12 protein-coding genes are annotated in these 15,618 nt (G+C 72.9%); 6 read left to right on the forward strand and 6 right to left on the reverse strand.

Going from position 1 to position 15,618, the window contains the following annotated elements:
- Positions 1-132 precede the first annotated feature (132 nt).
- Positions 133-2,499: an arylsulfatase gene (locus ACFWGN_RS12165; RefSeq protein ID WP_377617089.1), complete on the reverse strand. Its 2,367-nt coding sequence runs from the start codon at positions 2,497-2,499 to the stop codon at positions 133-135.
- 202 nt (positions 2,500-2,701) lie between these two features.
- On the opposite strand from ACFWGN_RS12165, the gene ACFWGN_RS12170 reads away from it, so the two are divergent.
- The gene (locus ACFWGN_RS12170; protein ID WP_377617091.1) at positions 2,702-4,951 is read left to right on the forward strand and encodes a LuxR C-terminal-related transcriptional regulator; all 2,250 of its coding nucleotides are present in this window, start codon (positions 2,702-2,704) and stop codon (positions 4,949-4,951) included.
- Between the two features lie 4 nt (positions 4,952-4,955).
- Here ACFWGN_RS12170 and ACFWGN_RS12175 read toward each other — a convergent pair whose 3' ends face one another.
- Positions 4,956-5,276 carry a carboxymuconolactone decarboxylase family protein gene (locus tag ACFWGN_RS12175; RefSeq protein ID WP_191805527.1) on the reverse strand — a complete coding sequence of 107 codons (321 nt, stop codon included), beginning with the start codon at positions 5,274-5,276 and terminating at the stop codon, positions 4,956-4,958.
- 238 nt (positions 5,277-5,514) lie between these two features.
- Between ACFWGN_RS12175 and ACFWGN_RS12180 the strand changes: the two genes are divergently transcribed.
- From ACFWGN_RS12180 to ACFWGN_RS12190, 3 genes are read left to right on the forward strand one after another with little or no spacing between them, the layout of a single operon-like run.
- A complete protein-coding gene (locus ACFWGN_RS12180; protein WP_191805528.1) occupies positions 5,515-5,964 on the forward strand; it encodes a DUF6325 family protein in 450 nt (149 codons plus the stop codon).
- 25 nt (positions 5,965-5,989) lie between these two features.
- Positions 5,990-6,286 (forward strand): SHOCT domain-containing protein, encoded by a 297-nt coding sequence (locus ACFWGN_RS12185; protein ID WP_191805529.1) that lies wholly within the window; start codon positions 5,990-5,992, stop codon positions 6,284-6,286.
- A gap of 27 nt (positions 6,287-6,313) precedes the next feature.
- Complete coding sequence (locus ACFWGN_RS12190) at positions 6,314-6,697, forward strand: SHOCT domain-containing protein (protein WP_191805530.1); 384 nt, start codon at positions 6,314-6,316, stop codon at positions 6,695-6,697.
- Between the two features lie 224 nt (positions 6,698-6,921).
- Here ACFWGN_RS12190 and ACFWGN_RS12195 read toward each other — a convergent pair whose 3' ends face one another.
- Both ACFWGN_RS12195 and ACFWGN_RS12200 read right to left on the reverse strand, forming a co-directional pair.
- Positions 6,922-10,158: a bifunctional [glutamine synthetase] adenylyltransferase/[glutamine synthetase]-adenylyl-L-tyrosine phosphorylase gene (locus ACFWGN_RS12195; RefSeq protein WP_377617322.1), complete on the reverse strand. Its 3,237-nt coding sequence runs from the start codon at positions 10,156-10,158 to the stop codon at positions 6,922-6,924.
- Between the two features lie 40 nt (positions 10,159-10,198).
- Positions 10,199-11,536: a glutamine synthetase family protein gene (locus ACFWGN_RS12200; protein WP_191805534.1), complete on the reverse strand. Its 1,338-nt coding sequence runs from the start codon at positions 11,534-11,536 to the stop codon at positions 10,199-10,201.
- Positions 11,537-11,674: 138 nt separating this feature from the next.
- Between ACFWGN_RS12200 and ACFWGN_RS12205 the strand changes: the two genes are divergently transcribed.
- Together ACFWGN_RS12205 and panB are read left to right on the forward strand one after the other, a co-directional pair.
- The gene (locus tag ACFWGN_RS12205) at positions 11,675-13,408 is read left to right on the forward strand and encodes an NAD+ synthase (protein WP_377617093.1); all 1,734 of its coding nucleotides are present in this window, start codon (positions 11,675-11,677) and stop codon (positions 13,406-13,408) included.
- A 95-nt stretch (positions 13,409-13,503) separates the two neighbouring features.
- A complete protein-coding gene (panB, locus tag ACFWGN_RS12210) occupies positions 13,504-14,346 on the forward strand; it encodes a 3-methyl-2-oxobutanoate hydroxymethyltransferase (protein ID WP_377617095.1) in 843 nt (280 codons plus the stop codon).
- Positions 14,347-14,438: 92 nt separating this feature from the next.
- On the opposite strand, the gene ACFWGN_RS12215 is transcribed toward panB, so the two are convergent.
- Together ACFWGN_RS12215 and ACFWGN_RS12220 are read right to left on the reverse strand one after the other, a co-directional pair.
- Entirely contained in the window at positions 14,439-15,353 is a 915-nt protein-coding gene (locus ACFWGN_RS12215) for an N-acetylmuramoyl-L-alanine amidase (protein WP_377617097.1), read from the reverse strand.
- The gene (locus tag ACFWGN_RS12220) at positions 15,350-15,571 is read right to left on the reverse strand and encodes an SPOR domain-containing protein (protein WP_191805539.1); all 222 of its coding nucleotides are present in this window, start codon (positions 15,569-15,571) and stop codon (positions 15,350-15,352) included. The genes ACFWGN_RS12215 and ACFWGN_RS12220 overlap by 4 nt, the downstream gene beginning before the upstream one ends.
- Positions 15,572-15,618 lie beyond the last annotated feature (47 nt).

Here is a 15,618-nt window from a genome sequence, read left to right on the forward strand (position 1 = left end):
GCCCGACGGCGCGACTCACCGAGGAGGTGAGCGGCGCCGTCGGGCTGGGGGCGGCGCACGCGACGCGGGGCCACCCCTCGGACACGCCACCAGCAAGGGCGGCCCTGTCTCACCGCTCCCCCGGCACTCCCCTCACTGCCGGGCCATCGCGATCCGCAACCGCTCCTCGGGGTCGATGAAGTGGTCGTGGTCGTCGCTCCCCAGGTCGATCTGGACCCAGTGGATCTTGCCCGTGAAGCGGCTCGTCCGCGGCGTGTAGTCAGGACTGACGGGGGTGCCGGACTCGTACCCGACGTCGGTCGTCTCGTCCGCCGAGAAGATCATGGGCTGCGTCGCACCGACCCGGCCGGTCCCGACAGGTGCCCCGTCGTGGAAGAGCGTCACGTCTCCGCCCTTGCCGAGGCCGCCGCCGTCGTAGGCGAGCTCCATGCGGACCTGGTGCGTGCCCGCGGGGACCGGGACGTCGGCCTCGGTCGCGAACTCCTGGATCCCGAGCACGTTGTAGACGAACTTCACCGTGCCCTCCTTGGCGTAGACGGACCAGCCCCCGAAACGCCCACCCTGCGCGACGATCACCCCGTGCGCGCCGCCCTGGGGGACCTCGATCTCCGCGGTGACCGAGAACGACTTGTTCTTGATGTTGATCACGCTGTTCTCGGAGAGGCGCCCCATCCCGGGGAACAGGAGCTGGCTCGTGCCGTGGACCAGCGTGGGGCGCCCCGCGAGGTCCGAGCTCAGCCGTTCTCCCCCGCGGTCGTCGAGCGGCAGCACGTCGTGCTTGACCGCCTCGATGAGCCAGAGCCGCTGGAGCTCGTGCAGCTTCTCGGGGTGCTCGGCGGCGAGGTCGCGCGCCTGGCTGTAGTCGGCGCTGCCGTCGTAGAGCTCCCAGACGTCGTCGTCGAACGCGACCGTCGTGCCGCCCACGAGGATCCACGGGGTGCGGTGCTTGGTGACCGCGCTCCACCCCTTGTAGTAGACGCCTCGGTTGCCGAACATCTCGAAGTACTGCAGGTCGTGCCGCTCGGGGACGTCGGCACCGGCGAACGAGTAGAGCATGCTCGTGCCCTCCATGGGCGACTGGAGGACGCCGTTGACCATGGTCGGCTCGGGCAGCCCCGCGGCCTCGAGGATCGTCGGGGCCACGTCGATGCAGTGCGCGAACTGCGAGCGCAGCCCGCCCTTCTCCGCGATCCCGTTCGGCCAGTGCACGATCGTGCCGTTGCGCGTGCCGCCCCAGTGCGAGGCCACCTGCTTGGTCCACTGGAACGGCGTGTCCATCGCGTGGGCCCAGCCCACCGCATAGTGGTTGTACGAGGACGGGGAGCCGAGCTCGTCCAGCTTGGAGAGCAGGAACTCGGGGGTCTCGATCCCGGCCATGCCGTTGAAGTTCGCCATCTCGTTGAACGCCCCGTTGACCGTGCCCTCGGCCGAGGCGCCGTTGTCCCCGATGATGTAGTAGACCAGCGTGTCGCCCAGGACCCCGAGGTCGCTGATCGCGTCGATGACCCGCCCCACGTGGTGGTCGGTGTGCTCGAGGAAGCCTGCGTACACCTCCATCTGACGCGCGAGGACCGGCTTGAGGTCGGCCGGCATGTCCTCCCAGGAGGGGATCTCCTCGTGCCGGGGAGTCAGCTCCGCGTCGCCGGGCACGACCCCGAGCTCCTTCTGGCGCGCGAACGTCCGCTCGCGCAGCGCGTCCCAGCCGTCGTCGAAGACCCCGGCGTACCGGTCGGCCCACTCCTTCGGGACGTGGTGCGGCGCGTGCGTGGCCCCCGGCGCGAAGTACGCGAAGAAGGGCCTGTCCGGCATGAGGGCCTTCTGGGTGCGGATCCAGCTGATGGCACGATCGGCCAGGTCCTCGGTCAGGTGATAGCCCTCCGCGGGCGTCGCGGGCGGCTCGACCGGCGTCGTGCCGTCGTAGAGCGCCGGGTCCCACTGGTTGTTCTCCCCGCCGATGAAGCCGTAGAACGTCTCGAACCCGCCGCCCGCCGAGGGCCACGCGTCGAACGGCCCCAGGGGCGAGGACTGCCACACCGGCACCTCGTGGCACTTGCCGAACTGCGCGGTCGAGTACCCGTTGAGCTTGAGGGTCATCGCGAGCGGAGCCTTGGTGTTGGGCTTGATCGAGCTGTTGCCGGGCGCGGACGTCGCGGTCTCGGTGATGCTCCCCATGCCCACCGAGTGGTGGTTGCGCCCGCTGAGCATGGCGGCCCGCGTGGGGGCGCACAACGCCGTGGTGTGGAAGCGGTTGTACGTCAGCCCGCCGGCAGCGAGCCGCTCCGCCGTCGGGGTGCTGCACGGGCCACCGAACGCGCTCGACGCGCCGAAGCCCACGTCGTCGAGCAGGACGATGAGGACGTTCGGGGCTCCCTCGGGCGGGAGCAGTGGCTCGATCGGCGGGTACGACGTGTCGGGGTCCTTGGCGTCGTACGTCGTGAGCCCAGGTCGCGGCCGGTCCGGGACGGGCAGCATGGTGCGGGCGTGCTGGTCGGGACGCATGAGGGCTCCGCTCGGTCGAGGACGAGGACGAGGACGCAGGTTCCTCCCACGGTAGGAACGGCTGCTCGCGGGCACATCACCCAGTCCGCGTGATCGTCGGCGCCTCGGCCACCGGTCGCTCCTCGGCGCAGGGTGGCTCGGCGCCCGCTGGAAGTACCTCCGACGACCGGCGCGGCGCGCACCTGCGCCCTATGGTGTGAGGGTGAGCGACGAGCCGGCGACGGCACGAGCGGTCCAGGGCCTCGACGGACTGCTCCTCGAGGCCAAGTTCGCCGTGCCGAAGCGGCACGCCCCGGTCGTGAGCCGGGCCCACCTGATCGACGCGACCCGCGCGAGCGGTCGGCGCGTCGTGGGGGTCACGGCGCCGCCCGGCTACGGGAAGTCGACCCTGCTGGTCGAGTGGGCCGAGCGTGACCCCCGTCCCGTCGCGTGGGTCACGCTCGACCGGCTCGACGACGACCCGGCGAGGCTGCTCGTCGTGCTCGCCTCGGCCTTCGCACGCCTGGGCGAGGGACGCCCCGACCTCGTGGCGGACATGGTCGGGCCTGACACGTCGCTCCTCGGCCGAGCAGCGCCTCGGCTGGCGTCGGCACTGCGCTCGAGCCCCGAGCCGTTCGTCCTCGCGCTCGACGACCTGCACGAGGTGCGGTCGACGGCCTGCCACGACGTGCTGGGCGTGGTGCTCGAGGGCATCCCCGAGGGATCCCAGCTGGTCGCGGCGAGCAGGGACGAGCAACCCCACCTCGCGCGCCTGCGCGCGGCGGGCGAGTCGGTCGAGATCGTCGCGGAGGACCTCGCGCTCGACGTCTCGGGTACCGAGCAGGTCTTCGCCGCCTCGCAGGTCACTCTCACGCGGGACGTCGCGACGAGCGTGACCGAGCGGACCGAGGGCTGGCCCGTCGGCGTGTACCTCGCCTCGCTCGTGGCCGCGGACGACGGCTCGGGCCCCGAGACCGTGACCGGCACGGATCGGTACGTCGCGGACTACCTCCAGCGTGAGTCGTTCCGTCGGCTGTCCGCCGAGACCCGGCTGTTCCTGCGGCGCACCGCGGTGCTCGACGAGCTCGGCGCACCGTTGTGCGACGCGCTGCTCGGGGTCCGCTCCTCGACCCGGATCCTGCGGGCGATCGAGGCCTCGCACCTCTTCCTCGTCCCGGTCGACCGGCACCGGCAGTGGTTCCGCTACCACGCGCTGTTCCGCGAGTTCCTCCTCGACGAGCTCCTCGCGACCGAGCCCGAGCTCGCCGACGCACTGCGGACGCGGGCCGCCGACTGGTACGAGGAGAACGGCTCGCCCGAACGCGCGATCGAGATGCTGCTCGCGACCCCCGACGTCGAGCGGACCTCCCGGCTCGTCGCGCGCGTCGTGATGCCCCAGGTCCAGGCAGGCCGGGTCACCACGATCGACCGCTGGCTGGCAGCGCTCGGCGACGAGGCCATCACGAAGTACCCGCCGCTCGCGGTGCTCGCGGGCCTGGTCGCGGTGCACGAGGGGCACGCGGCCACGGCCGAGCGGTGGGGAGCCGTGGTCGACGCGGCCTCGTTCGACGGCGAACCGGTCGACGGGACCGCTTCGTTCGCGTCGGCGCGCGCCATGTTCCGGGCGCTGCGCTGCCCCGACGGACCCCAGCAGATGCTCGACGACGTCGGCACCGCCCTGGACTGCGAGCCCGCGTGGAGCCCGTGGCGGGACACGGCGCTCGCCCTGAGCGGCGACGCCCTGCGTCTCGTCAGGGACGAGGACGCGGCGACCGACCAGCTCGAGCGGGCCGCTGCGGCGGCCGAGGAGCTCGACCACGCGAGCACGCTCGTGCTCGCCGAGGCCCAGCTCGCGCAGCTCGACATGGATCACGACCGCTGGGCGCGCGCAGGCGACCGGGTCCTCCGGCTCCTCGACGTGATCGACGCACGCCGGATGCACGACTACCCGACGAGCGCCCTCGGGTTCGCGCTGGCCGCGCGGTACCGCCACCATGCGGGCGACCTCGCGGGAACGCGCGCGCTGCTCACCCGGGCGATGCGTGCACGGACCTTCAGCACGTACGCGTTCCCGACGCTCGCGGTCCGCACCCGGCTCCAGCTCGCCCGGACGAGCTGGGCCACCGCTGACGCCTCGACCGTCAACCACCTCCTGCGGGAGATCGACGACGTGCTGCTGCGTCGCCCGGCGCTCGGCGCACTCGCGGACGAGGTGGTCGAGCTGCGCCGTGCGTTCGACGCAGCCTCGCGCGCGACGGCCCTGCCGACGTCGGGCACCCCCCTGACCCCCGCCGAGCTGCGCCTCCTGCCCTACCTGCAGACCCACCTGACGATCCGCGAGATCGGGGAGCGGCTCTTCGTGTCCCGGAACACGGCCAGCTCGGAGATCGGGTCCATCTACCGCAAGCTCGGGGTCTCGAGCCGGAGCGACGCCGTGCGCACCGCGATCGACCGAGGGCTGCTGGGCGCCTGAGCGCTCACCCGGGCTCCCGGGCGTCAAAGGGGTCGAACCCGAGGGCGAGGGCGAGCTTGGGGGCTGCGGCGACGACGCTCGGCAGGCCGACGATCGGGATGGTCGCCGACAGGACGTCGACGATCTCGGCCGTGGTCGCCCCGGCGTTGACGGCGTCGTCGACCTCGCTGCCCCAGGTCGGCTCGGCCCCTCCGACCGCGACGAGCGCCGCCAGGCGGACGAGGGCGAGGGTCTTGGGATCGAGGACCACCTCTTCGACCTCCAGGTCCTCCTCGAGCCGTGCGTCGTTGGCGGCGAAGCGCCGTAGTCGGTCGGTGTAGTCCACGTCGTCCCCTTCGGTCCGGTCACCGGGTCCTGTCCACCCATTGCCGCACGCGGGCCGACGGGCGCGCATCACCACGATCACATGATTCGCGCCGGCACCGGGTGCGTCCCACGACCCGAACTTCATGCGGTCTGCATGACGACGCGCGCCCACCGTCGGCGCACTCTGGTCCCAGACAGGGCGAAGCGCGCGGCTGTGGGCCGGTGCCCGCCCCCCCGGAGGAAAGGACGACCGACCCATGACACAGGAGCCGACCGACCTGCAGGAGTCGGGACCCATCGACTACCTGATCGTCGAGTTCCCGTCGGAGGCCATGACGGGCGAGGCGTTCCCCCTGCTGGTCGACCTGGTCGACCGAGGGATCGTCAGGGTGCTCGACCTGCTCGTGCTCCGCAAGGAGGACGACGGGACCGTGACGGGGCTCGAGCTCGACGAGCTCGCCGACGGCACGACCGGGCTCGAGATCTTCGCGGGGGCCGTGTCCGGCCTCCTGGGGCACGAGGACCTGGTCGAGGCGGCGCAGGCCGTCGAGCCGGGCAGGACGGCAGCGGTGCTCGTCTACGAGAACGTCTGGGCCGCCCCCTTCGCGACGGCCCTGCGCCGAGGCGGCGCACAGCTCGTCGCGGGAGGCCGCATCCCCGTGCAGGCCGTGCTCGCCGCGCTCGAGGCCGACGAGACCACCGACTGACCCGGACCGACCGAGGAGGCTCACCATGCCAGGACTCATCCGAGGAGTCGCACGCACCGCCGTCGTGGCCGGGACGGCGACCGCCGTCTCCAACCGTGTCTCGCGGCGTCAGGCGGGACGCTGGGCTGCCCAGGAGGCCCCGCCACCGCAGCAGCAAGCACCCCAACCGACGTACGCGCCCGCGCCGCCGGCCCCCGCACCGGCACCGGTCGACATGGACGCCCGGATCGCCCGGCTCACCCAGCTCGCCGCGCTGCGCGACCAGGGCGTCCTGAGCCCCGCAGAGTTCGAGGCCCAGAAGTCTCAGATCCTTGCCGGTTGACCGGCACCCGTACGAGGAGGACGTCAGATGGACAGCTTCATGGACTGGTTCTGGTTGATGATCTGGTGGTTCTTCTTCTTCATGTACCTCATGATCCTGTTCCGGATCCTGGCAGACCTCTTCCGCGACCACGAGCTCAGCGGCTGGTGGAAGGCGTTGTGGATCATCGCGCTCGTGCTGGTCCCGTTCCTCACCGCGCTGGTCTACGTGATCGCGAGGGGCCGTGGCATGGCCGAACGGCAGATGCAGGACGTCTCCCAGGCCAAGGCCCAGACCGACGCGTACATCCGCGACGTCGCCGGTGCGGACGCCTCGGCCGCGTCCCAGATCAGCCAGGCCAAGACCCTGCTCGACTCGGGGGCGATCACCGAGGACGAGTTCGCCACGCTCAAGGCCAAGGCGCTCGCCTGAGGCACGAGCTCACACAGGGGTGGCGCGACACGACCACGGGAGTCCCGGCCCCCGTGGTCGTGTCGCGCCCGCGGCCGTTGCCCCATCGCCCGGCCCAGGAGCCCTCATCGCGGCCATCTTCGTCTTCATGAGGTGACGCCCCGGGGGGCGCGGCGCTGGTGCGACGGCGCCGCACGGTGCCCCGTGCTCGGGCCCGGACCGCGGGCCCCGGCGAGCGGGAGAGCTCAGTCCTCGCCGTAGAACACGCGCTCCATGACGGCGCGGGCGCGCCGGGCCGTGCGCAGGTACCGCTCCTCGAGCTCGGCCCCCGACTCCTCACCGATCACCCGGGCCAGTCCGGCGAGCGCACGGACCTCGTGCGGCAGGACGTCGGCCGTGGGTCCCCCGGTGCGCCCGGACCAGAGCACGAGCGCGCTGCGCAACCGCGACGCGAGGTGCCAGGCCTCGCCCAGGGTCGCTGCGTCGTCGGGCGTGACGATGCCCGCGTGCGAGGCCGCCTCGAGCGCGTCGATCGTCGACGTCGTCCGCAGGCCCGCCACCTCGTGCGCGTGCTGGAGCTGGAGGAGCTGGACGGTCCACTCGACGTCGGAGACCCCGCCACGGCCCAGCTTGAGGTGGCGTGAAGGATCGACGCCGCGGGGCAGCCGCTCGGCCTCGACGCGCGCCTTGATGCGTCGGACCTCGCGCTCGGTCGCGGGGTCGACCCCGCCCGCCGGGTAGCGCATCGGGTCGACGAGCGCGACGAAGCGCTCGCCCAGGCCCGGGTCGCCGGCGACAGGTCGCGCGCGCAGCAGCGCCTGGCTCTCCCACGCGGCCGACCACCGGTCGTAGTACTCGGCGTAGGACTCGAACGAGCGCACGAGCGGGCCGTTGCGTCCCTCGGGCCGCAGGTCGGCGTCGACCGGCAGGCCAGGCTCGGGGCCCATGTCCCCGAGCAGCGAACGCAGGCGCGTCGCGACCAGGAGCGCGAACGCTTGGGCGTCGCGGTCCGCCGCGCCGTCGACGGGCTCGTACACGAAGAGCACGTCGGCGTCCGAGCCGTAGCCCATCTCCCGCCCGCCCAGGCGTCCCATGGCGACGACCTGCAGGCGCGCGGGGTCGTCGGCCGGTCCCGCGATCCCGAGCTCCTGGCGCGCCACGAACTGCGCGACCCGCAGCCCGCCCACGAGCAGCAGGTCCGCGGCGTCGGAGATCGCGCGCGCCGCGTCGACCGCGTCCACGACGCCGAGGATCTCCGCGGCCCCCGTCCGGGCGAGCTCGCGGCGCCGCACCGCCCGCAGCGCCTTGGCCGCGGGCCCCGCGACGTCGGCGCGCGTGAGGATCGCGTCGGCCTCGACCGCGAGCCGGGCCGCGCCGCGCGGGGCCAGCTCGGCGTCGTCCGCGAGCCAGGCCACGGACTCGGGCGAGCGCGACAGCGCGTCGGCCATGTAGCGCGAGCTCGACAGGAGCGTCGCGAGCCGGTGCGCGGCCGAGCCCGAGTCGCGCAGCAGCTTGAGGTACCAGTGGGTCGACCCCAGTTCCTCGGACAGCGTGCGGAAGTTCAGGAGACCCGCGTCCGGGTCCGCGCCCTCGGCGAACCAGCCGAGCATCACGGGCAGGAGCTGGCGCTGGATCGCGGCACGCCGGCTCACACCCTCGGTCAGCGCGACGACGTGACGCATCGCGCCCGCGGGGTCGCGGTAGCCGATCGCCTGGAAGCGGGCCTTGGCCGCCTCCGGCGCGAGGCTCGCCTCCTCGGTCGACAGCTGGGCCGTGGCCGGGAGCAGGGGCCGGTAGAACAGCTCCTCGTGGAGAGCGCGCACCTCGCGGCGCGTCGCGCGCCACCGTTCCATGAGCCCCTCGGCTCCCTCGGAGCGCATGCCCACCGACCGGGCCAGACGGCGCAGGTCGTCCTCTCCGGTCGGGATGAGGTGGGTTCGGCGCAGGCGGAAGAGCTGGATGCGGTGCTCGAGCGAGCGCAGGAACCGGTAGCAGGCGGCCAGGCGCGCGGCGTGCTCGCGACCGACGTAGCCGCCCGCGGCCAGCGCGGCGAGGGCGGTGAGCGTGCTGGGGCTGCGGATCGACTCGTCTGCCCGGCCGTGCACGAGCTGCAGGAGCTGGACCGTGAACTCGACGTCCCGCAGTCCCCCCTTGCCGAGCTTGAGCTGGCGGTCCGCCTCGGCGGCCGGCACGTGGTCCTCGACCCGCCGACGCATGGCCTGGGAGTCCTCGACGAAGTTCTCGCGCGCCACGGCCGTCCACACGAACGGGTTGATCGCGTCGTGGTAGGCCGCCGCGAGCTCGGCGTCCCCCGCGACCAGCCGCGCCTTGAGCAGCGCCTGGAACTCCCACGTCTTGGCCCAGCGCTCGTAGTACGCGAGATGGCTCGCAAGGCTCCGCACGAGCGGCCCGTTCTTGCCCTCGGGGCGCAGCGCGGCGTCGACGGGCCACAACGGTGGCTCCGAGGACGTGCCAGAGCAGACGCGCGCGAGCCCCGTCGCGAGACGTGCGCCCACGCTCGTGGCGTAGGCCTCGTCGTACCCGTCGGCGGGCTCGGCGACGTAGATCACGTCGACGTCCGACACGTAGTTGAGCTCGCGTCCCCCGCACTTGCCCATGCCCATCACAGCGAGCCGGACGCCCACGCCCTGGTCGTCGAGCTCGGAGCGGGCGACCCCGAGCGCGGCCTCGAGCGCGGCCGCAGCCAGGTCCGCGAGCGCCGCGGCCACGGCCGGCATCGCGGCCAGAGGGTCCGACGCGGTCAGGTCGGTCGCGGCGATCCGCAGGATGCGCGCCCGGTAGGCCCGGCGCATCGCGTCGGTGGCCACGGCCGCAGGGAGCGCCGCGACGGGCTGCCCTGCGTCGGGGTCCGCGTCCACGGCACGCAGCAGCTCGGCGCGCACGGTCTGCGCGGGAACCCCGGTCCCGGGGGCGGGGTCGGCCACGACGTGCAGCAGCTCGGGGTGGGAGACCAGGTCGTCGCCGAGCGCGACCGAGGCTCCGAGCACGGCCAGGAGCCGGTCACGACCGGTCGGCGCGGGGCCGTGCGACGCCGCGTCTTCCGCGGTGTCGTCCGAGCCTGGGGGTGAGTCGGTCGCCAGGGCGCCCGCATCCTTGTCGGCTATGTCGGCCGTGCCGGCCGGCGGCTCGCCGGCGTCCGCTGCGTCAGCGACCGACGCCACCCCCGAGAGCACGTCCCTGAAAAGCGTGCACGACGCCTCGTCCCCGGCCACGGCGGACGACAGCCGAGCGAGCTGGAGCAGCGCGAGATCAGGGTCCGCGGTCGCGCCGACCGCGGCGAGCAGCTCCTCGGGCAGCGGCCCGAGGACGCCCACGAGGTCCTTGTCGTCGAGCAGCGACACCGAGCGGGTGACGTCGGCGAACCCGAGCCTGCGCAGGCGCGAGGTCGGGGTGGTGCGCCGCGACCCCGCGGGCGCGCCGAAGCTGCTGAGGTGAGCGCCGCCGTCGGGCCCCGGGATCAACGCGACCACCAGGACCCGACGTGCCGAGGCAAGAACGGGCTCACAGGACCTGCAGGAACCGCTTCAGCTCGAACGGCGTGACCTGCGAGCGGTACGCGTCCCACTCCTGGCGCTTGTTGCGCAGCACGAAGTCGAACACGTGCTCGCCCAGGGTCTCGGCGACGAGCTCGGACGTCTCCATGATCTGGATCGCGGCGTCGAGCGACTGCGGCAGCGGCTTGATCCCGAGCGCACGGCGCTCGGAGTCGGTGAGCTCCCACACGTCGTCCTCGGTCTCCTCGGGGAGCTCGTAGCCCTCCTCGATGCCCTTGAGGCCCGCCGCGAGGATGACCGCGTACGCGAGGTACGGGTTGGTCGCGGAGTCCAGGGCGCGGTACTCGATGCGGCTCGAGTTGCCCTTGCCCGGCTTGTACATGGGCACGCGCACGAGCGCCGAGCGGTTGTTGTGGCCCCAGCAGACGTAGCTCGGGGCCTCGGCCCCGCCCCACAGGCGCTTGTAGGAGTTCACGTACTGGTTGGTGATCGCGGTGATCTCCGCCGCGTGGACCAGCAGGCCCGCGATGAACGAGCGTGCCGTCTTGGACAGCTCGAACTGCGCGCCGGGCTCGTGGAACGCGTTGCGGTCGCCCTCGAACAGCGACAGGTGCGTGTGCATGCCCGAGCCCGGCTGGTCGGCCATGGGCTTGGGCATGAACGACGCGAAGACCCCCTGCTCGAGCGCGACCTCCTTGACGACCGTGCGGAACGTCATGAGGTTGTCGGCCGTGGTCAGGGCGTCGGCGTAGCGCAGGTCGATCTCGTTCTGGCCGGGACCGGCCTCGTGGTGGGAGAACTCCACCGAGATGCCCATCGACTCGAGCATCGTGATCGCCGCGCGACGGAAGTCGTGCGTCGATCCGCGGGCCAGGTGGTCGAAGTACCCGCCCTGGTCGACCGGGACGAGCGGCGACGAGGCGTCCGCCGGGTGGTTGAAGAGGTAGAACTCGACCTCGGGGTGCGTGTAGAACGTGAAGCCCTTGTCGCTCGCCTTGGCCAGCGCGCGCTTGAGCACGTTGCGCGAGTCCGCGAGGGAGGGCTCGCCGTCGGGAGTGAGGATGTCGCAGAACATCCTGGCCGTCCCGTGACGGTCGCCGCGCCACGGCAGCACCTGGAACGTCGTCGGGTCGGGGCGCGCGATCATGTCCGCCTCGTACACGCGCGTGAGGCCCTCGATCGAGCTGCCGTCGAAGCCGATGCCCTCCGAGAAGGCCGACTCGAGCTCCGCGGGCGCGATCGCGACCGACTTGAGCATCCCCAGCACGTCGGTGAACCAGAGACGGATGAAGCGGATGTCGCGCTCCTCGACCGTGCGGAGCACGAACTCCTGCTGCCTGTCCATGGCTACATCCTGCCTGATGAGTGTGTCGAGCGGGTTACGACGCGTCCTGACGGCGCGACGTGTCGCCAGCGTGCCACGACCACGCGCGCAACGGTACCGATGGGCACCTGACCGGCGGGTTCGCATAGGCTGGCGAGCATGGCAGAACTGCGCATCGCCCTCGCACAGATCGACACGTGCGTCGGCGCGATCGACCAGAACACGGCGAAGATCCTCGAGTGGACCCGGCGCGCGGCGGGTGAGGGCGCCCAGCTCGTCGCGTTCCCCGAGATGACGCTCACGGGCTACCCGATCGAGGACCTGGCACTGCGGGCGTCCTTCCGTCGCGCCGCGTGGGCCGCAGCGGCCGACGTCGCCGCGCAGCTCGAGCGCGAGGGCCTGGGCCAGGTCACGGTCGTCCTGGGCACCGTGGGGACCGCCGGGGCGCCGGACTCGGCCGAGCGCGAGGCCTCCGGGGCCCCCGCGGACCTTCCGACCAACCGCGCGGTCGTCATCCAGCACGGCGAGGTCCTCGCCGCCTACGACAAGCACCACCTGCCGAACTACGGCGTGTTCGACGAGTTCCGCATCTTCGCGCCCGGCACCGAGCCGCTCGTCGTCGAGATCGAGGGCCGCGCGGTCGGCATCGTCATCTGCGAGGACATCTGGCAGGACGGCGGGCCGATCACCACCCTGGGCGGGCTGGACGAGGCCGGGCACGGGATCGACCTGCTGCTGGTCCTCAACGGCTCTCCCTACGAGGAGGGCAAGGGGCACGTCCGCACCGACCTGGCGGCGCGCCGCGCGGCCGAGGTCGACGCACCTGTCGCGTACGTCAACATGGTCGGCGGGCAGGACGACCTGGTGTTCGACGGCGGGTCGTTCGTCGTGGGGCCCGACGGCTCGGTCCTCACGTCCTCGCCGCAGTTCGTCGAGGACCTGCTGGTCTGGGACCTGCCCGCGCGGACGTCCTCCGCCGACGGGGTCGCCGACGCCTCGGCGACCGTCTACCCCAGGGGGCGCATCGCTCCCCCGCTGCACCCCGACGAGGAGGTGTACCGGGCCTGCGTCACGGGCCTGGCCGGGTACGTCCGCAAGAACGGCTTCCGGTCGATCGTCCTGGGCCTGTCCGGCGGGATCGACTCGGCGCTCTCGGCGACCCTCGCGGCCGACGCGATCGGCGGGCAGAACGTCGTGGGCGTCTCGATGCCCTCCTCGTACTCGTCCGAGCACAGCAAGGACGACGCCGCCGACCTCGCCAAGCGCCTCGGCGCCGACTACCGGGTGCAGCCCATCGCGCCCATGGTCGAGGCGTTCCAGGGCGAGCTCGCGCTCGAGGGCGTCGCCGAGGAGAACCTCCAGGCGCGCGTGCGCGGCGTGGTCCTCATGGCGATCTCGAACCGCGAGGGCCACCTCGTCATCGCGCCGGGCAACAAGTCCGAGCTCGCGGTCGGGTACGCGACCATCTACGACGCGGGCAGCATCGGCGGCTACGCACCGCTCAAGGACGTCGACAAGTCGCGCGTGTGGGCGCTCGCCCGCTGGCGCAACGACGCCGCGCTCGACGCGGGCGAGATCCCCCCGATCCCCGAGTCCTCGATCACCAAGCCGCCGTCGGCCGAGCTGCGGCCCGGCCAGACCGACCAGGACTCCCTGCCGCCCTACGACCTGCTCGACGAGGTCCTCGACGCGTACATCGAGCACGCCGAGGGACGCGCCGAGCTGCTCGCGCGCGGGTTCGACCCCGAGGTCGTGGACAAGGTCGTGACCCTCGTGGACCGCGCCGAGTGGAAGCGCCGCCAGTACCCGCTCGGCCCCAAGGTCACGTCGCTGGCCTTCGGCCGCGACCGCCGCCTGCCCGTCACGTCCCGCTGGCGCGAGCCCGTCGAGTAGCACGGCCGCCACACGAGCCCCAGCCGCCAGTCACCTATCCCGAACGACCGGCCCACCGACCACCGGCGGGCCGTACGACCTGGAGAGACGAGAGCATGTCCGCACACACCCAGCCCGGCCAGACCCCGGCCACGCCCGCCAAGCGCTTCCGCGTCCACCACCTCGCGGAGGCCAAGGCACGGCACGAGAAGCTCACGATGCTCACCGCGTACGACGCGGTGACGGCCCGCATCTTCGATGAGGCCGGCATCGACATGCTCCTCGTCGGCGACTCGATCGGGAACACCATGCACGGGCACCGGACCACGCTGCCCGTCACGGTCGACGACATGATCCCCGCCGCACGTGGCGTCGCGCGCGCCGCGCAGCGCGCGCTCGTGATCGTCGACCTGCCGTTCGGCTCGTACGAGGCCGGGGCCGAGCAGGCCCTCGCGACCGGCGTGCGGATCATGAAGGAGACCGGGGCCCACGCGGTCAAGCTCGAGGGAGGGCGCCGCTCGGCAGCGCAGATCCGTGCGCTGACCGACGCGGGCATCCCCGTCGTCGCGCACCTGGGCTTCACGCCCCAGTCGGAGAACATCCTGGGCGGGCCGCGCGTGCAGGGACGTGGGGACGACGCCGCCGAGCGCCTGTGCGAGGACGCCGTCGCGGTGACCGACGCGGGCGCGGTCGCCGTGGTCCTCGAGATGGTCCCGGTCGAGGTCGCGGCGCGCGTCACGGAGATCGTGCGCATCCCGACCATCGGCATCGGCGCAGGACCCGAGTGCGACGGCCAGGTCCTCGTCTGGACGGACCTCGCCGGGATGACGGAGTGGTCGCCGCGCTTCGCGAAGCGGTTCGCGGAGATCGGCGCGGCCCTGGGCCGGGCCGCGCAGGACTACGCGGAAGAGGTCAAGGGCGGCACGTTCCCGGACGCGGCGCACAGCTTCGAGAAGTAGCCCCTCCCCGCCCGACGGCGTCGCTCCCCCGGGTGCACCGGTGCACCCGGGGTGCGTGGCGTCGTCGGGCGTCGTCGTTCCTGAGTGCCCCGCTACCCCGCCCAGGCCGCCACGCCCGCGGCGATCGCGTCCGCGTAGCGCTGGCGCCCCTCCTCGGAGGACATCAGCGCAGCCTCGTCGGGGTTGCGCATCTCGCCCAGCTCGAGCAGCACCGCGGGGCGCTCGGCGAAGTTGAGGGTCCCGAGGTCGCCGCGCCGCGAGACCGCGCCGGCGACGCTGCCCGAGGGCGGGAAGCCCGCTGACGCCAGGGCTCCGACCATGTCGGTCGCGAGACGCTCGCTCGACGCCGCGTTCTCGGCGCGCAGCCCCTCGTCGATCTCGACGGCCGGCGGCGGGTCCGCCACGATGACGAAGAACCCCCGCGCTGCCTTGTCGTCGCTGCCGTTGGCGTGGACCGAGACCAGCACGTCCGCGCCCGCGTCCTGGGCGGACCGCCCCCTGACGTCGACGCACGGTCCGACGCCCTGGTCGTCGGACCGGGTCAGCACGACCTGTGCGCCGAGCGCCTCGAGCGCGGCACCCGCCTTGGACGCGACGTCCCAGGTGAACGCGTGCTCCGGGTAGCCCGCGTCGGTGGACGTGCCGACCGTGTTGCACGCCTTGGAGCCCCCGCGACCGTCCGGCACGGGGGCACCGACCTGGTCCGGGTGCTGGGCGTTCGCGCCGTTGTGGCCAGGGTCGAGCGCGACCGTCAGCCCGGTCAGCGGGAGCGACGCAGGGTCCGGTGGGGACGACCTGCCGGAGCCGGCGACGCCTGCGAGGCCGGGCACGTCGCCGGCGTCGGACGCACCCGAGGTGCGCTCCGTCGTCGGGCTCGGGGAGGGCGCCGGACGCCCGTCGTCGCCGCTGCCGAACGCGAGCCAGGACACCCACCCCACCGCGAGGCCCGCGAAGAGCACGGCCAGTGCGACCGTCCACCGCCGCGCCGGACCGGACGGATCCGTCACTTCTCGCGCTCGCGCTCCCGTTCCTCCTCGTCCCAGGCCTCGGAGCGGGCCCGGGCCAGCTCGAGCGCCTGGGCCGCGGCCTCACGCGTCGGGTACGGGCCCATGCGTGAGGACCACGCCGACTGCGGGCCCTTCGAGACCTCCCCCGTGCGCGTGTCGAAGTAGTACTGGTCCTCGGAGACCGGGTCGCCGTCGTCGGAGAATCGTTCCTTCGTCATAGGACGATCCTGCCTCACGCGTGCGTGCGACGTCGGCCGTACGCTCC

This window comes from Oerskovia sp. NPDC060338, from assembly GCF_042726295.1.
Lineage (GTDB): Bacteria > Actinomycetota > Actinomycetes > Actinomycetales > Cellulomonadaceae > Oerskovia > Oerskovia merdavium.